Consider the following 18,659-nt stretch of genomic DNA (forward strand, 5'->3'; position numbering starts at 1 on the left):
GTAGATTTATAGCCTATGGTTGCTAAATCTAAAATTATAATATAATAAATATGACAAGTACTTTATGCGCAGTAAAGGTTTTGTCTTTGTGAAAGTTTTTATCGCTTAAAACTTGTAAAATATAGAATGTAATAAGTATGATATAAATACCTTGTACATAATACAACCGACATTTTACAATATATACCTTCTTTAGGGTGGTTTTAGCGGTGGGGCTCACCTGTTCCCATTCCGAACACAGAAGTTAAGCCCACCAGCGCCGATGGTACTGCTAACGCGGGAGAGTAGGCCGCCGCCAGTTTTTATTTTATTTTTAAAATCCTTTATCATTGTGATAAAGGATTTTTTTTGTGCCATACCCAAGAGTATAATACCCAATACCCAAACTAAACTCTTTACCAGGTTCATTTAGCCTGTATATCACTATCTCTGATTCTTACTTCTGAATATCAGCAATTATAGATTGCTTATTATTTATCATGCATTTTTCCTAGCCCCGATAGGAGCGGTTACCCCGCAACATGAACTGGAGAAGGAGCAGGATCAGGCACGGTAAGCATGGGTGTGAGGAGTATGAGTGGATAGCGGGAGACAGCTCCTGAGAAATGAATAGAGGTATTATTGTACTTTAGGATATTTCATTATTTATATACTTTTATTAATAAGTTTGTCGAAATCATGTTATTTTTTTGTTTTTTAACAGGTAAATTATGTAACTTAGTGATTGTGAATCTAAAATATACATTCTATGAAAAAACATTTATTCCCTCTATTTTTAATGTTGCTAGGTGTGAATGCACAGGCTCAACAGGATTTTTATGCAATTACAGGAAAGGATACTCAGTCTATTAATTTTAATGATTTCCGTGTAATAGATGCAATGACTGGTACTTCCGGTGAAAAGATTTTTACTGCTGATTCATCTTCGAAAGTTATTTCGCAGGCCAGAAGAGGATTGGTTACTGAGGATAAAAATTCTTTTAATAATTCTCAGGCTGTTACTATGGCGGCATTGGCATATGATTCATCAAATAATAATCTGGTGTATATGCCTATGTTTTCTTCAAACATTTATGTTTTAAATCCTCAGACCAAGGAAATTACTTTGGTAGAAAATAATATTGTGAGAGCAACTTCTTGCGATATTAATTCTCATATTACAAGAATGACTGCGGGGTACGATGGAAATATCTATGCCATGAATAACTCAGGTACTCAGCTTTTACAGATCAGTAAAAAAGGAGGACAGTATGTGGTTTCTGATTTAGGAATAGTAAAAGATGATGCTTCCAATGGTAAGAACTCTTTTACTACAATGGAAACGGGATTTGGTGGAGACATGGTAGCAGATTCAGATAATAACTTTTATATTTTTGCAGCTTCCGGAAATGTTTTTAAAGTATCATCTAAAGAGTTAAAGGCAAAATTTGTGGGTAAAATTGCAGGAATTCCAGATAACTATTCTGTGAATGGCTCTGCTGTAAACGCTCAAGGAAAAGTGACGATTGCAAGTGCTAAAGGAGCCCCTTTATACGAAGTGGATCTTGCTACTTTGCAGGCAAAACAACTTCCTGGAGAACAAAACCTTCATATTTATGATTTGGCCAGTAAATACTTTGTGAATGATAGAGCCTCTATCAATAATAAAGCATTGGCTGATCTGGACATTTATCCTACAAGAGTTAATGAACAGTTTGTAAATGTTCACGTCAATAATAAGAATGTAAAGGGAAATATCAAACTTAATGTTTTTGATATGTCCGGTAAAAATGTAATGAGTGAGGGATTATCTGTTAGAGATGGATCACTGGATCAGAAGATGTACCTGAAAGGACTGATTAACGGAGCATATATTATAAATATTACGGATGAATCAGGAAAAGTACTATTGAACAAGAAAATTCTTATTACAGAATAACTGGCTAAAAAGTGATCTATAAAATTAGAGTTATCATAAAAGCCTTTTCAATCTGATTGGAGAGGTTTTTTAATGATTATTTGATATTCAACAAGTTTTATTTTTCGATATTAAAATGTACTTTTATAAAAAAATATAGATGAAGCTATACTTTAATGTAGGATATATTGTAAAAGCCGGAGAAAATCTGCAGTTGGTTATTCGTGAAGAAGGTACAGCGGCTCATATCCATACGATGTTTTGTGCAGAGAATGGTTTGTGGAAATGTGAAGTGGATTATTTTTCCAGATCCATTTCTTATCAGTACAGGGTTGTGAATGAAAAAGGAAGCGTTTTAAGAGACGAGTTTGTTCAGCATCATCTTAATTTTCCGCATAACTATAAGGAATTTATCATTTTTGATGAATGGAATAACAAAAACTTTCCTGAAAATTATCTAAACAATAAAATTCTATACAATAAATTACACGACTTTACCCCTGAGAAATCAACCATTTTAAAGAAACATACTCATTTATTCAGACTTGAGGCTCCTATTTATAATAAGGATTGGAGAATTGTATTGTTCGGCAGTACTGCATCTTTAGGACACTGGGATTATAACAGGGTAGTTCCTTTGTACCAGACAGATTTTGGTCTTTGGGAAGCGTCTGTTGAAATCCCTGAAAATGAAATTATTGAATTCAAATACTGTATTTACGATATTAAACAGAATAGGGTAATAGATGTAGAAACAGGAGAAAACAGATCAACAGTTGCGAATCCCTTGCCGGATGTTTTACAAATTGTTTCCAACCATTATTTCAGGTTCAAAGGATATCAGATGTATCATGATGCCGGAGTTGCCGTTCCTGTATTTTCTTTAAGAAGTGAAGAAGGTTTTGGAGTAGGAGAATTTTCAGACCTTAAAAAACTGGCAGACTGGACAAAAGAAACGAACCTTGGAATTATCCAGATTCTTCCTATTAATGATACCACGGCAAATTATTCATGGACGGATTCTTACCCATATGCCGCAGTATCTGTATATGCTTTACATCCTCAATATATTTCATTAGAAAAACTTGATTTTTCTTTACCGAAAGAGTTAGTTAAAGAGTACGAGGCTGATAAAGAAGCTTTAAATGCGCTTGAGCTTATTGATTATGAAAAAATGATCGAGAGCAAATGGAAGTATCTGAAGGCTGTTTTCCATGCAGAAAAAGATAAAATCTATAAGGACAGAAATTTCAAAAAATTCATTAAAGATAATGAATATTGGCTGGTTCCTTATTCAGCATTCTGTGTTTTAAGGGATAAATATAAAACTCCGAACTTCAATGAGTGGAAAACTCATAAAAAATATATTGCAGGTAAGATTGCTCAGTTTTTTACAACGAAAAGTAAGGACTATGATCTTTCAATGCTTCATGCGTGGGTACAGTACCAGCTTCATGTTCAGTTGAAAGATGCTGTAGACTATACCCATAATCTTGGTGTTTCTTTAAAAGGTGACCTGCCTATCGGGATTTACAGATACTCTGTAGAAGCCTGGACTGAACCTGAACTTTTCGGTATGGATTTCCAGGCTGGCGCACCACCGGATCAGTTTACAGAACTTGGGCAAAACTGGGAATTCCCTACTTATAACTGGGAAGCCATGAAGGCAGATGATTACAGATGGTGGAAGAACAGATTCAAAGCATTAGAACAGTATTTTGATGCTATGAGGATTGATCATATTTTAGGTTTCTTTAGAATATGGAGAATGCCAATCACTGCTGTACAAGGTATTTTAGGATATTTTTATCCTGCTGTTCCCATTGTTCCGGATGAATTTAAAGCTTGGCAGATTCCGTTTACATTTGACAGATATTGCAAACCGTTTATCAACAATGAAATTTTATGGAAATATTTTGCTGCAGATAGTGGAAAGGCTCTTGTATTTATGGACCGCAACGAAGACGGAACTTATTCTTTTAAAAAAGAATTTGATACCCAGAGAAAGCTGGTAGACTTCTTTAAGAAAAATCCCCATGGCCCGCTTGAGGAAAAGTTGGTATCCCTGTGTGCCAATGTTTTGTTTTTACCTGAAGAAAGAAACGGACAAACAGTTTATCATCCAAGGTTCAATGTTTATAATACAGAATCTTATCAGTACCTTCCGGAACCTGAACAGAAAAGTATTTATGACCTCTATCACGATTATTTCTTTAGAAGACAGGATCGCCTTTGGTATGAAAAAGCAATGGAAAAGCTGCCTGTGATCCTGAATGCTACGAAAATGCTGATCTGTGGAGAGGATCTGGGTATGGTTCCCGCCTGTGTACCGGTTGTAATGGATGAGCTGGCGATTATTGCTTTAAAAGTTCAGCGTATGCCTGCAGAGAATATACCATTTTATGATCCGAGATATGCCAGTTATATGAATGTTGTTACTGCCTCGTCTCACGACAGTTCAACCTTGAGACAGTGGTGGAAAGAAGATCCTGCTTTAACCCAGAGATATTTTAATCAACAGTTGGTTCAGTATGGAAAAGCTCCATCGGAACTGACTCCTGGCCTGGCAGAGATCATTATGAAACAGCATTTATATAATGAATCTATGCTGGCTATTTTCCCTATTCAGGAATTCCTGGCTACAGATATAGCTCTTACCAATCCTAAAATGGATAATGAAAGAATTAATAATCCAGCTGTTTTTCCCCATTATTGGCGCTATAGAATGCATATAGGTCTGGAAGATCTTAAAAACCAGAAAGTGTTCAATCAAAAAATTGCTCATTGGATAAAAGATAGTGGTAGATCGTAAATTTAACACCTGATTTTCAGTAAGTTAATAATATTTTAAAAGAAGTTTGATCTGAGGATTTAACTTCTTTTTTGTATTTATATCAAAAAGATAGAATTAAGATATTCTGCTATATATTAACCAATTAACGACTATAGAGATGAAAAAAATATTTTTGGGATTAGCTTTTGGGCTCGGCGTTCTGACGTCTGCTCAGCAGTATCCGAATAATGGTTGGGATGATGATGGTTATTATCAGAATGGAGCAGGCTATTACAGCGACGAAGATGACAGAAACTATTTCCCTGATGATTATTATTATAACTATCCTCAGGATTATTATCCGGTAGATTATTACCAAAGTTATTATAACGATTACAGAAACAGTATTATCAATATCGACTGGAACGGATTCTTTATACAGAACAGATTAAGCCGTTGGCAGGTAGATCAGATTATCAGGCTTAATAACCTGTATGCAAGTTTTGCGGCTTGGGATAATTTCTACAGATATAATCCGGACAGATGGTATTATGATAGATTCTATGCTTTGGAAAGAATTATGGGACCAAGAATTTTCGTGGTTTTCCAAAATAATTATTACAGAGGGGCAAGTCCTATCGTATATTTCCAGAATTACAGAAGATCATACTATGCTCCAAGATATGCTGTGATGCCAAGATATAGAAATGTAAACATTAATATTTACAGGGTAGACCGCTCAAGGATAAGAAGAATGGATAATCCTACCTTTGAAGTAATAAGAGGCAGCAACAGACCAGATAATGGTTTTAGAAGCAATAGCTCTGGCGGTTTTAGAGGAAATTCCGATAATGGAGGCTTTAGAAATAATAATTCCGGCGGATTCAGAGGAGGAAGTGATAACGGCAGTTTTAGAGGTAACTCGGATAACAGCGGTTTTAGAAGAAATTCCGATAATGGAGGTTTTAGAAATAATAATTCCGGCGGTTTCAGAGGAGGAAGTGATAACGGCAGCTTTAGAGGCAACTCAGATAACAGCGGTTTCAGGAATAATAATGGCGGATTTAGAGGAGGTAATAATGAAGTGAGACGCGAAGCTGCTCCATCAAGAGAAAATAATGGCGGATTCAGAGGAAACAGTGGTGGTTTCAGACAACAAAGATCTGAAAATTCTTCACCAGGGCGTGGTAATAGTGGAGGCTTTAGAGGAAGCCTGGTAAGGAATTAATTTTCATATATTATATTTAAGTGGTGTGAAGGGCAGGTTTTTATAATCTGTCCTTTTTTTGTTGTTCTGTTTGAATTATTTTTGTTAAAAATTAACATTATTTATGAATGTGTTAATTTAACCTATAGTTTAATACCGAATCAAAAAGGTATAATAACAATAATTAAATTTTAAAAAGATGAAAAAATTAGTTTTAGCAATAGCATTTATCGGAATAGGAAGTTTTGCAATGGCACAACAGACAACTCCACAGGACAGGGCGGCAAAAAGAGCAGAAATGCAACAAAAAATGCAGCAAAAAGAGCAGGAGCATCTTGCAGAGATGCAGAAAGATCTTAATCTTAATGCTTCACAGGTAGCACAAATAAAGGCGCTACATGAAACAAGAAAAGCCGAAATGAAAGCCGAATTTGAAAAGAATAAAGAAGTAAGACAGGCCAAAATGGAGGAAATGAAAGCTAAAAGAGCACAAATGGACGCTGATATGAAGAAAATTCTTACTCCTGAGCAGTATGATAAATGGCAGGCTGACAGAAAAACTAAAATGGAACAGAAAAGAATGGCAATGAAAGAAAGAAGAATGATGAAAAAGCCTATGAATACAGCTGCTCCTGAAGCAAAATAGCAATTTATAATTTTGATTTTTTACTGTGTAAAGGATGGACTTTTTTCCATCCTTTTCGTATTAATTTTCCGTAAAACTTTTGATTTCGGGCTTTTATTCCCTATTTTTGAATACAAATTTAATACTTATGGTTAGCGAAAAAATTGCAAAATTAATTAATGAACAGATTGCCCACGAACAATATGCCGCTCAATATTATCTTTCAATGTCTGCATGGTTTTCAGGAAAAGACTTAGATGGAATTGCTAACTACTTCAGAGTACAGAGCAAAGAAGAATTAATGCACGCAGATAAAATGTTTGATTATCTGAATGACGTAGGCGGAGAAATTATTATTGGAGAAATTCCAAAACCGCCGCATGAGTTCGAAAATGCAACAGATATTTTTGAAAAAGCATTGGCACATGAGAAAATTGTAACTAAAAGTATTTTCAATATTGTAAAGAATGCCAATGAAGAGGGAGATTTTGCGACAACATCGTTCCTGCAGTGGTTCATCAACGAACAGGTAGAAGAGGAAGCTAGCGCTTCTCAGTATGTAACAAAAATCAAAATGGTGTGCGATAACCCATCTGCATTATACCTTTTTGACCAGGAATTATCACAGAGAGTATTTACTCCCAATACAACTGCTTAAAAACTTAAAAGTTTTTTAACAATATAAAAACCGTTATTCCCTGCAATAGCGGTTTTTTTTATTTTTAGCTGACTATGGCTGCTATTGATGGTAAATAATGAAAGCACTGAAGCTAATCGGAAATATTAGCGTTAACGATACCATTTTAGTGGCCTTACACTGTTTTAATCCGGGTGTTATTTATTCTGCTTTAGTCTTTGTATTCTGACAGCAGTAATAAAAGTGATAGCTCCTATAATAAAACTTAAAAATAAGGACTTTACCAGATTTTCCGTAGGCATATATCTGAAACCTTCCCTGGTTATGGAAGGATCAGTATAATCAAGAATATTAAATATGACAATTCCGGATAGCGCGATCATAATGATGCTTATAAGAAATGAGATAAAATAAATTTTCATGGCTATATCATTAATACTTGTGTTAGTTTTTAAGCATAAGATGATTTTATGTTTTTCCAGTCGCTTTTTTATGTGTTGAAGATACAATTTAATCTATTGTCTCAGGTGCTCTTCCAAGTATTATATTTTGGTTAAGAAGTAGGACCTTAATTTGTTGTAGATGCTATATTTTTGGGCAAACACTATTGAAGATTCTATCTAAGAAAACTTACAGATAAATGATCTGCGTTTTCAGAACTTTTTTGCCCAGTCTTTCAAGAATATTTTTGTAGCCCTGTACCTGTTCTTCATCCTTATCTTTCTGCTCACCGGTTTTAAAATCTACAATAATATAGCCTTCTTCACTTTTTAGAATACGGTCAGGTCTTGAGATATAACTTTCCCCATTTTCAGAGATCATAATATCCTTTTCATTGATAACTTCCCACTTTTCATCAAAGAATTCCGAATATGTTTTGACAATCTCCTGTAGAGTGATTTGTATTTCATTCTTTTCTTCCAGGGTAATCTGACCTTCCAGGGCATAGCCTTCCAATACTTTGTTAATATCTTTTTCAGTATTGATCTTAGACAAAAGCTCATGCACAAAAAGCCCGATTCTTACTTTTTCGTTTCGAACCTGATAGTTCTTAGATGGAGTGGCGATTTTGATGGAAGTACTCTTTTCATTAACGTTTTTCAGATTCTGAATATTCTGCGTTTTAAAAGAAGAGGTCTTCGTTTTTGAATGTTTTTTTAGCATATCAGGCTTCACCTCATACAGATCAAATGAATCTGCATTTTCAGTGTTTTTAGTCTGAATAAATTCTAAAAGCTCAAGATTATTCGAAGTTTTATTAGCTTTCTGAAGATAAAAAAATAACTGCTCAACAGGCCTTGTTGTTGCTACATACTGTAAACACAGCCTGTCAATAAGATTTTTATATGAATTTTTCTTATTGAATTTTTGAATTTCCTCATCATACACTTCAAGATTCTTACTGAACTGATTAATGTTGACTGATTTTAAGGCATCACTTTCATTTGTCTCAAACCAGTTGGTAAATTCACTATCCCGGTTCTTGTTCATCATAGGAATAAAAACAATAGGGAATTCCAGCCCTTTAGATTTGTGGATAGTCATGATCTGGATAGCATCAATATTTTCCGAAGCCTGAATAGTGTAGGACGATGCCTCTTCATCCCAGTATTTTAAAAATTCTTTGGTACTTGCACCTGCATTTTGAGTAAAATTGAAAAGCATTTCCAAAAAGTTCATCAGGAAATCCGTTTCCTTATTTTCTACTGAAAATTCATTGATATAATACTCTATAAAATTATACAGGTTGAATCGTGGAAAATGATCCTGTTTCAGCTGTAGAGAATATTTCTCCTGTATAAACTGAAGAATTTCTTCGTGGGTTTCAATATCCAGAATCTCTTTCATTTCCAGTGTAAAATCTGCCATGTGAATTTTCCCCAAAGTATTCAGATAATACATCATCATAATAAGACAGGGTTTGTTCTTCGGGTTAATTTCCCATCTTAAAAACTCAATGACCGCTTTTAAGGTGTTGGAAAGTTCCAATGTCAGACCTTTATCAGAAATGGTTTTAATATTGGTTTCCTCGCCATGATAATTCACCTTTAAATTTCCAAGCTTCTGGGAATAGCTGAAAATATCAAAATTTCCACGGCACAGGATGGTAATATCTGAGAACTTAAATCCATTATCCAGACATTCCTGGATATCTTTCCTCATGCTCTCTGATGTATCATCATAAAACTCTTCATTGGTAAGATTTTCGATCAGGTTTACTTTTACACGTCCTTCAATTTTAGATTTAGGTGTCTGCTCAGCATCTGCGCCAAAGATATTTTTATGCTCCTCTTCCAATTCCAGAGAATGATACTGGTACAGCTCATTGTTGAACTGCACAATGTTTCTGGCGCTTCTCCAGTTGTCCTTAAGAATAAGGAGATCTGCTTCCTTGGGAGAAAATTCTTTTTTGTTAATGATATCCAGCATCAGTTTACTTTCCCCGCCACGGAACCTGTAGATACTCTGTTTTGGGTCTCCTACAAGGGTAAATGAAGTATATTCTGTGGAAACACTATGATCCCTCAGCGGAACAAAGTTCTGCCATTGCAGCTCGGAGGTATCCTGAAATTCATCAAAGAAATAATGCTGAAACTGTGCCCCTACCTTTTCATAAATAAAAGCAGAAGGTTCATTTTTAAGATTCTCATTGATAAGAATATTAAATTTTGATAATAGTACAAGGTCATTCTCTTCCTCAATTTTCTTCAGCTCATCCTGAATATCCTTATTTACCTTCAAAGGAAGAAGGGCAGATAGAACCTTTTCTTTTTTCTGGGTTTCAATATACAGAAGAATAAGTTTCATTCTGTTTTCAATCAGCTGATCCAGAATTTCAAAAATTTCGGCTTCTTTATGTTTTGATTTTGAAGAAGCTCCTTTTCTGTAATTGTTGATGACAGACTCCTCCTGTGTAGTAGGAAAAGGAAAACCAGCTCTTTTCTGTTGGTAGAAATCAATTACTTTGATAAAGAACCCACCTATTCCGTTTTTTCCCTGGGCAAAATCTTCAATTTCAATATTCCTGGATTTGAATAATTCAATAGAGTTGGCAGCAAGTTCTGCAGCCTGTTTTTTGTTCAGAACAATCTCCTTGCGAAGTGCGTTTTTGATGTTTTCATAATTGGTGTCATCAAAACGATCATTGTTTTTCAGGTGTTCATAGTGAATATCTTTTACAAACTCCTTTGCAGAGTCATAAAGATTTTTGTTAAGATTAATTCTTTCATTATTTTCGAGACTGTAATCCACATAATCCATGAAAGAGTTGGAGATGGTTTCATTCTCACCAATCTGATCCAGCATTTTATCCACTGCTTCAATCAGGAATGGTTCAGCTTCAATTTCCAGATTGAAATTTTTTGCCAGCCCTAACTCATAAGAAAAGCTTCTTACCAGCCTGGAGTTAAAACGGTCAATCGTTCCGATATTTAAAGTAGAATAGTTATGAAGAATATGATCTAATAACCTTTTAGACCGCTGATGCAGATCATCAATAGTAATTTTTAATCCTTCCTCTTCAAAAGTCTTCTGAATATTTTTAAGATCAGCATTCTCTGCATAATTACTGGCTGAGAAATTTCCGAGCCACGATAAAATTCTTTCTTTCATCTCGTTGGCAGCCTTATTGGTAAAGGTTAGAGCAAGAATATTCCTGATCGATTGCTGTTGATTAGGATAACGAAGACAGATCATCAGAAGCCGCTGAACCAGGGCATATGTTTTCCCGGAACCGGCAGAAGCATTGATGACTGTATAAGAATTTTGCATTGCTAAAAGAGAATTGAGACTGCAAGTTAGCTAAAATTTAAAAGAAAATTTAACAATTCAATCCGCCTATTTAACAGTTTCGGCAGCAAAAGGCAGAAAGAAATATTAAAAGGCGTTAATGGTGGTTAAACTTATGCTATAATGTAAAAATAATTTTAGCTTTGCTCTATAAAAAATAATCCGTGAAATTCAAACTACTTCTTTTTCTATCTCTGATTTTCTTCAGCTATGCATTCTCGCAGCAAAAGATATCAGGGCTTGTTACAGATAACAGTAATATCAATATTAATCCTGTACTAATCATCAATATTTCAAAAAATACCTCTGTATTAAGTGACGCTTCAGGGAAATTCATGATAGATGCCGGTGAAAATGACGAAATAAGAGCCGTAAAAGAAGGATATTACCGTGCGGGTAAAAAAATTTCGAAAGAAGATTTCAATACGCCGGTGCTGATGATCCTCCAAAAGGCTGAGATCCAGATTCCGGAAGTAAAAATAGCTTTTAAACCTACAGGAAATCTTGAAAAAGACAGTAAGCGTCTTAATGAGTCCCAAAAGCTAAGGTCTTTAAAATCGGATATGTCAAAATATATGCGAACACCTTTAAACGAGCCTTTACCTGACAAATCCATTTCTAAAACCTTTACAGGTCCCGATTATAAGGTAGGACAGGTAGATGTTTTGGGAGTTATTGGTGAAATTGCTAATTTATTTAATAAAGCAACAAAGCCGAAGATTACAAAAGCAAACTATATAGAATTTCAGGATTTTATGATACGGCTTAAAAATGAAGTAAATTTAGATTTCCTTAGGAAATATGGGATGGGAGATGAACAGATTGATGCATTTTTACTGTATGCGGAAGAAACGAGATATCTTTCCAAAAAATTCAGAAAAGACTTTAATAAAGATGTGCTGAAATTTGAACTGCAGGTAGCTTTTGCTGAATACCGCAAATTAAATAAGCTTGATACCCAATAAATAAAAGTTTTTTAAAAGATAAAAGTACAATTGAACTATAATTTCACAAATATCATCATTACATACTGGGAAAAAGGATTTCTTTTCCTTATACTTTTGTGCACCAGCCTCTTGTTTTCCCAACAGACGGTATCCGGAAGAATTATTGATGAAAATGGGGAAAGTTTAAGTGCTGTAACCATTGTTAATATAAATACGGATAAAAAAGTATACTCCAACTCTCAGGGAATGTTTGCCATTGAGGCCAATCCTAATGATGAACTGAGGTTTGTAAAACAAGATTTCAGGAGAGTTTCCAGACGGGTTCTTGCAGATGGGGTTAACGCTCAATTGCTGATAACTCTTTTTCAGATTCCCAAAGATGTTGGAGAAGTGAAAATTGTAAAGAAGTTATCCGGGGATCTGGAACAGGATTCCAGAATTGTAGCGAAGGTGGATAAAGGAGAACAGGTAAAGCAGGCTGTTGGTCTTCCGGAACCTGTGGGGAAAATGAGGGAGAAGCCTGCTGAAGTGAAAAGTATTCTTTTACCTATACTGCTTGGAAATCTTAATGTACAGGGAGTTTATGATCTGATAAGCGGGAAGGCAAGGAGGCAGAAAAGACAATACAGATATGACGACCTGCAGGAACATATTACCTGGGTTAGAAGCAGGGTAGAAGATGATTATTTTGTAAAAGCTGGAATTCCGGCAGATAAAATTTCAGAATTCATTGAATTTTCATTTTCAGCAAAACCTCAGGTTAGAACATATGTGAAAGCCAGAAATCTGTCAGGTGTCCTATTGAGAATGGAAGAAGTTATCCCGGTTTTTATTGAAAGATTAAATAACAGGCACAAATAAAATTAAGCTTCTTAAATGTTAAGAAAATCTTAAAATTTTGGAATGAAAATTGCTGCAATAATCTCATAATCAAATCAAAATCACGAATTTTATGAATAAGAATATTATTGCGGTGGCGGTAGGAGCTTTGGGATTTGTTCTGGGCCTCGGTTTTTTAGGAAATGCAATCAAAAACAGAAATAAATCTGAAAATACGATCTCTGTAACAGGCTTGGGAACCAAGCAATTTACGTCTGACCTGATTACCTGGTCCGGCAGTTTTTCAAAGAATAATCCGGATCTGAAATCAGCTTATGATGAATTGGCTTTGGATAGAAAGGTGATTAATGATTATCTGATTTCAAAAGGAATAAAACAAAACGAGATTGTATTTTCTTCCGTAGATATTCAGAAGCAGTTCAGAAGTTATAATGATTCCAATGGAAACTATGTGCAGGGGGAATTTTCCGGTTATAATCTTACTCAAAGTGTATCTATAGAAAGTAAGGAAGTAGGTAAAATTGAAAACTTATCAAGAAATATCACTGAAATTATCAACCGTGGAATTGAATTTACTTCTTCTTCTCCTTCCTATTTTTATACAAAACTGGCTACGGTAAAACAGGAAATGATCGCCAGTGCAACAAAAGATGCTAAAGAAAGAGCTGAAAAAATTGCTGAAAACTCCGGTAGCAGCTTAGGGAATCTTAAAAAGGCAACAATGGGTGTTATTCAGATCACGGCTCCCAACTCAAACGAAGATTATTCCTACGGCGGGACATTCAATACTTCTTCTAAAGAAAAAGAAGCAAGCATCACTATAAAATTAGAATACGAAGTAAATTAAATGATAATTTTTTAGCCAGTGGTTAACTCTTTTATTCAAATAACCTTTCGCTCACGATAAAAAAATAACGCCGGAAAATATTCCGGCGTACTTATTTTAATGATAAACAATATCACAGATTTCAGTTTTAAGCTCCTCTACATTTTCAGGAGAATAATTGGCCAATAACCATAAGTTTAGAGACTGTTTTCCTTCTCCATAACTTGGCTGTATATGGGTAGTATCAATCAGACTGAAGCTATTTCTTTGGTAGAAAGAATAGCGTCTTTTAGCATCATCATTCAGGTCTTCAGGTTCAATTTCCAGAATAATTCTCGGATAGTTTTCCAATAGGTGCTGCATGATATTGGATCCTAGTTTCTTGCTTCTGAATGCCTCAAATACTTCAAAATGTTCTACAAAAACAAATGAGCTCAGTTCCCATAAGATGAGGTAGCCTATTGATTCGGAATCATGAAGTATAGACATAAATTTTACTTTCGGATTGGAAAATAAATCCAGAAACTGTTCTTTACCTCGTTGCTCGTCTACAGGAAAGGTATTGGTATAAGAAGTATAGATTTCCTGAATTCTATAATCTTCAGCAGAAGTAATTGGTAAAAATTCCATAATTATAAATCAAAGACACTTGGTCTTCTTGTGATAAAAATATCTTTAATCCACAAAGTGAATGCCAAACCCAGATAGATCAGAAAGAAAAAACCGGCTGTAGCAAAAGTAGAATAAATAAAGAAGATCCTTAATTTGGAAACTGGAATTCCCAGCTTGGCACCTGTTCTCGTCAGTACACCAAACCATTCTCTTTCCATTTTATGGCGGATATTACTTAGCATTTCAAGATTCTTTTAAAAGTTTAAATCCAATACTGCAAGTTAAGCAATTTTTTTCGTCACATGAATTTTTATAGTGATAAATCAGACTCTGGCTTTCCATGGCGTTGGTGACAGATATTCCAAGATCTTTCCAGCTCTGTATTAAAGAATTTTTTTCAGCAGGAATATTCTGATAAAGGTCTATAATCTTATCTACAATTTCTTCACTGTGGTATTTATGATAAACATACTTTAAAGGAAGAATGGTATTCAGAATAATGAGATCAATAAAACCCTTTGTTAACGTTTTAGGCTGTACTTTGGAAATTGTTCCGAAATTAAAATGACAATCCCAGTATTCAGAAGCTTTTACAGATTTAAAAATATTATACAGTTCATCAATATGCTCTGCTTCCATAATTTTTGAAAATAGATTTTGTTGCCGGTAGAGATCAGCCAGCTGAGACAAACGTATTGTCGGAAAATTTGGTGGGCGTAATCTTAAAAATTTAGGATGAAATATCAGATCCGAAAGTTTAAATTTTGCTTTAAGAAAATCAAATTCCCGTTTCCATATTTTCATTTGTCCATCTTCAGGGCTAGTAAGCCATCCTGAGATTCCGAACAACAGTGCTTCAAGTTGCAGAGGATTCTGACGGATCTTGTTGATAATACCATAATCCACACTTTCTGCAATCTGTCTGAAGATATAGGCATTCACTTTTAGCCCGAAAGAATAAGAAAGACTGTGGAATAAAACAGTTTCAAAATTATTTTTATAAAGAACTAAACTTTGCTCAAATTCAGCAGATTTTTCTTCCAGTTTTTTCAGAATATTTCCTTCATGAAAATTTACCGGAATTTTATCTTTGCTAAAAATACTCTCACAGGCAATAAACTGATTGCCATTAATTAATCTTTCATATTTCCAGATTATATTTTCGTCAATATAATGTTTAAGTTCAAGAGTGGGAACTTTCTGATCCGAGAGTTGGCTAATTTCAATGTCATGCTGAAAAACAACGTGAAGAATAATATTCTGGTAATTCGGATCCTGGGAGTGATTATGGAAAATCCAGTCCGAAGAACGGATGTGCAGTTCTATATTTCCGGCGAGAACCAAACCGTTGATTTTGATTTTTGAATCTAGGAAATCCGGGCCGGCATCTTTGTTCCATTTTCCGAATTGTATGATCTCAACGGGATTTCCTTCAATATCCTTGAAGTCAAAATATTTGAAAACCTTATAGTTCCAAAGATATTGAAGTAATTTTTCCGTCATAGTGTGACAATAAATATAATAGAAATATTATACTTTTGTCAACTCTTTTTTAAAATTTTCTATAGTTGTTCTATACATTTTCTCATATATAGGAAGAATATTTTTTAAATCGAATTTTATAGCCTGTTCTTTCGCATTTTTTTTCATTTTGGCTAAAAGTTCTTCATTGCTTAATAGCTTGATCGTATAGTTGCTCATAGCTTCTACATTTCCAATTTCTGCTAAATATCCTGTTTCTCCCTGAATATTTACTTCAGGAATCCCGCCAGCATTTGAGCTGATAACCGGAGTATAAGCTGCCATTGCTTCCAATGCTGCCAGACCAAAGCTTTCCTGTTCCGAAGGAAGTAAAAATACATCAGAAAGCTGAAGGATCTTATAAAGGTCATTTACTTTCCCCAGAAGACGGATTTTTGAAATAAGATCCGGGTTTTCTTCAAGGAACTGATTTATCTTTTCCATATCTGGACCTTCACCAATGATGATAAGCTTGGATTTTACCTTTTTCTCAACATTTTTAAAGATTTGCAACACCTCATCCACACGTTTTACAGGACGAAGATTCGATACATGGATCAGAATTTTTTCATCAGGATTGGCAAACTGGGTTCTCTGGCATTCCGTACAATCATCAAATTCAGAATTATCAATAAAGTTGGTAATCACCTGGATTTCTTTTTTGATATTAAAGAACTGAAGGGTATCCTTTTTCAGGCTTTCAGAAACCGAAGTAATGGCATCTGACCGATTGATAGAAAATTCCACTGCATGTTTATAACTCGGATGCTGACCTACAAGGGTAATATCTGTCCCGTGAAGAGTCGTTACCAAAGGAATATCATTATTGTCTTCCTGTAACATCTGCTTAGCGGTAAATGCTGCATATGCATAAGGAATGGCATAATGAGCATGTAGCAGGTCCAGCTTATAAAGATTAACAACCCTGTAGATCATAGAGCTCAACGCAATATCATAAGGCTGATATTGGAAAAGCGGATAGGTTTGAACATTTACTCTGTGAAAAAAAATATTCGGATTGGTAATGTCTAATCTTGCAGGAAGGGCAGAGCTGATGAAGTGTACTTCATATCCTTTATTGGCAAGGGACATCCCCAGTTCTGTTGCTACAATTCCGCTTCCACCATAGGTAGGATAGCAAAGTATGCCTATTTTCATTAGATTATTGTTGTTTTGATGTTGTTTATTTTGTATTCATCAGGGAAACAGAATTCAGGTCCATACCCATTCCCGGCTTCAGCTGATCGTTAACCAATACAGGAAGCCTGCCCCAGATTTTTGTTTTTCCGTTTAATGCATCTGCCGTTGCATTCATAGAATCGTCATTGTTTTCGTATGATACCAGAACTGTTGAAACTTTAGAAAGATCAATGTCTTTCAAAGCATAAGCGCTTCCGAATACATTAAGAATGACGTTTTGATTTTTAGTAAGGTCGGCAAGAACCTTTTTAGATTCTGAAGATATTTTATATGGTTTATAAGCTGTTGAATTATCCTTGTGAAAACCAACAATCACTGTAGATCCCGCCGGAATTGTATTGATATCGCTTGCTTTTTTAATCACAATGCTTGAACCCATTCTATTAGCAAATGTCTGGTAAGGAGCTTCTTCTAAAGGAACATAATAAACCTGCTTTCCGGATAGTGGAAGTAACTTTTTTTCATCCTTTAATAAGGTTAATGCATTGGAATAAAGGTTCTGAACCAATGTTTTATGAGAATCATTATTCAGGTCAGTATTGATATTCTCCGGATTTTTTGGAGAGTATTGCGTAAGTCCCAGAAAGTATTTTGTTAAAAGGATCTTTTTTACACTTTCTTCTACCCTGGATTGAGGGATTTCTTTAGTGTCAATAGCTTTCTGAATCAGCTTTTTTCCTTCGGAGACTCCCTGAGAGAAAAGCATAATATCGTTTCCTGCCTTAAATGCCATAGCGTCCAGTTCACCAGGCTTGTATTTATTGGCAACAGCACCCATATTTAAGGCATCTGTAATAATTAATCCCTTATAACCAAGTTTATCTTTCAATAACCCTGTAATGATATTTTTAGAAACAGAAGCGGGAATTCCTTTTCCTGATTCTAAGCTCGGAACATATAAGTGTGCTACCATAACGCCGCCAATACCTTTATTCATTAAAGCTTTGAAAGGTGCCAGTTCTGTTGAGTTAAGCCTTTCCATATTATGGGGAACTACCGGAAGGTCAAGGTGAGAATCTGTGCTTGTATCACCGTGACCGGGGAAATGTTTGATCGCAGCTAATATATTGTTGTCCTGAAGTCCGTTGGAATAGGATAGGGCAGAGCTGATAACATTATCAACCTCAGAACCAAAACTTCTGTTACCGATGATAGGGTTGTTCGGATTGGTATTTACATCCACTACCGGAGCAAAATCCCAGTTGACTCCCATTCTGTGGCAGTCTTCTGCAATTTTAGCAGACATCTGATAGATTAAATTTTTATCCTGAATTGCTCCCAAAGTCATTGCCCATGGGAATTTATGTGCCGTTGCAATTCTCTGGAATAAGCCCCATTCAGCATCCATTCCGATCATTAAAGGAACTTTGGATTTCTGCTGGAATTCATTAACAAGATTGATTTCTCTTGCAGCATCATCCTGCATTAGAATCAAACCTCCGATTTTATCATTAGTAACGATATTTCTTACCTGATTGATATAGTCTTCTCCTTTATTGGTATAAAGTGCAACTATAAAAAGCTGCCCCAGCTTTTCATCCTGTGAAAGGTTTTTATACGTTTTTTCAACCCACTGCTGAGCCTTTTTCATGTCTTCTTTCGAAGTATTTTTGGGTTGGTACTGGGCATTAATCCCAGGGCTGATTAAAGCTGCAATAAAGAGTGAAGTATATAATAATTTCTTCATGACTTTTTGAATAAGAACAAAAATACAATTAAAAAAATTGACAAAAACAAAGATTTTGAAATTTTTGGTATATGATTTGAATACGCAATATAAATAAT

Annotated in this window: 15 protein-coding genes and 2 rRNA genes (1 of these 17 only partly in view); 10 read left to right on the forward strand and 7 right to left on the reverse strand. The window is 35.0% G+C overall.

Annotated features, from left to right (window positions below; all coding sequences use genetic code 11):
- The 7 genes from EG339_RS08190 to EG339_RS08220 form a co-directional block, all read left to right on the forward strand.
- Nucleotides 1-14 (forward strand): 23S ribosomal RNA (locus EG339_RS08190); it begins 2,741 nt to the left of the window's first position.
- 179 nt (nt 15-193) lie between these two features.
- Nucleotides 194-301, forward strand: a 5S ribosomal RNA gene (rrf, locus tag EG339_RS08195).
- A gap of 447 nt (nt 302-748) precedes the next feature.
- Nucleotides 749-1,918, forward strand: coding sequence for a T9SS type A sorting domain-containing protein (locus EG339_RS08200; RefSeq protein ID WP_123869764.1), 1,170 nt, complete (start codon nt 749-751; stop codon nt 1,916-1,918).
- Between the two features lie 139 nt (nt 1,919-2,057).
- A complete protein-coding gene (locus EG339_RS08205; protein WP_123869765.1) occupies nt 2,058-4,709 on the forward strand; it encodes a 4-alpha-glucanotransferase in 2,652 nt (883 codons plus the stop codon).
- A gap of 139 nt (nt 4,710-4,848) precedes the next feature.
- Nucleotides 4,849-5,898, forward strand: coding sequence for a hypothetical protein (locus tag EG339_RS08210; protein WP_123869766.1), 1,050 nt, complete (start codon nt 4,849-4,851; stop codon nt 5,896-5,898).
- Nucleotides 5,899-6,076: 178 nt separating this feature from the next.
- On the forward strand, nt 6,077-6,523 hold the full coding sequence (locus EG339_RS08215; RefSeq protein WP_123869767.1) for a hypothetical protein: 447 nt from the start codon (nt 6,077-6,079) through the stop codon (nt 6,521-6,523).
- A gap of 127 nt (nt 6,524-6,650) precedes the next feature.
- Nucleotides 6,651-7,160, forward strand: coding sequence for a ferritin (locus tag EG339_RS08220; protein WP_105704292.1), 510 nt, complete (start codon nt 6,651-6,653; stop codon nt 7,158-7,160).
- 176 nt (nt 7,161-7,336) lie between these two features.
- On the opposite strand, the gene EG339_RS08225 is transcribed toward EG339_RS08220, so the two are convergent.
- Together EG339_RS08225 and EG339_RS08230 are read right to left on the reverse strand one after the other, a co-directional pair.
- Complete coding sequence (locus EG339_RS08225; protein ID WP_123869768.1) at nt 7,337-7,561, reverse strand: hypothetical protein; 225 nt, start codon at nt 7,559-7,561, stop codon at nt 7,337-7,339.
- Between the two features lie 208 nt (nt 7,562-7,769).
- Nucleotides 7,770-10,910: a UvrD-helicase domain-containing protein gene (locus EG339_RS08230; RefSeq protein WP_123869769.1), complete on the reverse strand. Its 3,141-nt coding sequence runs from the start codon at nt 10,908-10,910 to the stop codon at nt 7,770-7,772.
- Between the two features lie 182 nt (nt 10,911-11,092).
- Here EG339_RS08230 and EG339_RS08235 point away from each other — a divergent pair, with 182 nt between their 5' ends.
- From EG339_RS08235 to EG339_RS08245, 3 genes are all read left to right on the forward strand, one after another.
- Nucleotides 11,093-11,893 (forward strand): hypothetical protein, encoded by an 801-nt coding sequence (locus tag EG339_RS08235; protein WP_123869770.1) that lies wholly within the window; start codon nt 11,093-11,095, stop codon nt 11,891-11,893.
- 30 nt (nt 11,894-11,923) lie between these two features.
- Nucleotides 11,924-12,736: a peptidase associated/transthyretin-like domain-containing protein gene (locus EG339_RS08240; protein WP_228459723.1), complete on the forward strand. Its 813-nt coding sequence runs from the start codon at nt 11,924-11,926 to the stop codon at nt 12,734-12,736.
- Nucleotides 12,737-12,827: 91 nt separating this feature from the next.
- Nucleotides 12,828-13,562: an SIMPL domain-containing protein gene (locus EG339_RS08245; protein WP_123869771.1), complete on the forward strand. Its 735-nt coding sequence runs from the start codon at nt 12,828-12,830 to the stop codon at nt 13,560-13,562.
- A gap of 96 nt (nt 13,563-13,658) precedes the next feature.
- Here the strand turns inward: EG339_RS08245 and EG339_RS08250 are convergent, their stop codons facing one another.
- From EG339_RS08250 to EG339_RS08270, 5 genes are read right to left on the reverse strand one after another with little or no spacing between them, the layout of a single operon-like run.
- Nucleotides 13,659-14,171 (reverse strand): GNAT family N-acetyltransferase, encoded by a 513-nt coding sequence (locus EG339_RS08250; RefSeq protein WP_123869772.1) that lies wholly within the window; start codon nt 14,169-14,171, stop codon nt 13,659-13,661.
- A 2-nt stretch (nt 14,172-14,173) separates the two neighbouring features.
- Nucleotides 14,174-14,395, reverse strand: coding sequence for a PspC family transcriptional regulator (locus EG339_RS08255; RefSeq protein ID WP_034695702.1), 222 nt, complete (start codon nt 14,393-14,395; stop codon nt 14,174-14,176).
- A 1-nt stretch (nt 14,396) separates the two neighbouring features.
- Complete coding sequence (locus EG339_RS08260) at nt 14,397-15,656, reverse strand: DUF2851 family protein (protein WP_123869773.1); 1,260 nt, start codon at nt 15,654-15,656, stop codon at nt 14,397-14,399.
- A gap of 27 nt (nt 15,657-15,683) precedes the next feature.
- A complete protein-coding gene (bshA, locus tag EG339_RS08265) occupies nt 15,684-16,832 on the reverse strand; it encodes an N-acetyl-alpha-D-glucosaminyl L-malate synthase BshA (RefSeq protein ID WP_123869774.1) in 1,149 nt (382 codons plus the stop codon).
- A gap of 25 nt (nt 16,833-16,857) precedes the next feature.
- Complete coding sequence (locus tag EG339_RS08270; protein ID WP_123869775.1) at nt 16,858-18,561, reverse strand: glycoside hydrolase family 3 protein; 1,704 nt, start codon at nt 18,559-18,561, stop codon at nt 16,858-16,860.
- Nucleotides 18,562-18,659: the final 98 nt, after the last annotated feature.

The sequence above is a fragment of the Chryseobacterium bernardetii genome (assembly GCF_003815975.1).
Taxonomy (GTDB): Bacteria; Bacteroidota; Bacteroidia; order Flavobacteriales; family Weeksellaceae; genus Chryseobacterium; species Chryseobacterium bernardetii.

Bases quoted from the DNA above. Each gene is read 5' to 3' on its own strand.
- EG339_RS08230 (WP_123869769.1), bottom strand. From the start codon at position 10,910: ATGCAAAATTCTTATACAGTCATCAATGCTTCTGCCGGTTCCGGGAAA.
- EG339_RS08215 (WP_123869767.1), top strand. From the start codon at position 6,077: ATGAAAAAATTAGTTTTAGCAATAGCATTTATCGGAATAGGAAGTTTT.
- bshA (WP_123869774.1), bottom strand. From the start codon at position 16,832: ATGAAAATAGGCATACTTTGCTATCCTACCTATGGTGGAAGCGGAATT.
- EG339_RS08245 (WP_123869771.1), top strand. From the start codon at position 12,828: ATGAATAAGAATATTATTGCGGTGGCGGTAGGAGCTTTGGGATTTGTT.
- EG339_RS08250 (WP_123869772.1), bottom strand. From the start codon at position 14,171: ATGGAATTTTTACCAATTACTTCTGCTGAAGATTATAGAATTCAGGAA.
- EG339_RS08225 (WP_123869768.1), bottom strand. From the start codon at position 7,561: ATGAAAATTTATTTTATCTCATTTCTTATAAGCATCATTATGATCGCG.
- EG339_RS08210 (WP_123869766.1), top strand. From the start codon at position 4,849: ATGAAAAAAATATTTTTGGGATTAGCTTTTGGGCTCGGCGTTCTGACG.
- EG339_RS08205 (WP_123869765.1), top strand. From the start codon at position 2,058: ATGAAGCTATACTTTAATGTAGGATATATTGTAAAAGCCGGAGAAAAT.
- EG339_RS08220 (WP_105704292.1), top strand. From the start codon at position 6,651: ATGGTTAGCGAAAAAATTGCAAAATTAATTAATGAACAGATTGCCCAC.
- EG339_RS08270 (WP_123869775.1), bottom strand. From the start codon at position 18,561: ATGAAGAAATTATTATATACTTCACTCTTTATTGCAGCTTTAATCAGC.
- EG339_RS08255 (WP_034695702.1), bottom strand. From the start codon at position 14,395: ATGCTAAGTAATATCCGCCATAAAATGGAAAGAGAATGGTTTGGTGTA.
- EG339_RS08260 (WP_123869773.1), bottom strand. From the start codon at position 15,656: ATGACGGAAAAATTACTTCAATATCTTTGGAACTATAAGGTTTTCAAA.
- EG339_RS08200 (WP_123869764.1), top strand. From the start codon at position 749: ATGAAAAAACATTTATTCCCTCTATTTTTAATGTTGCTAGGTGTGAAT.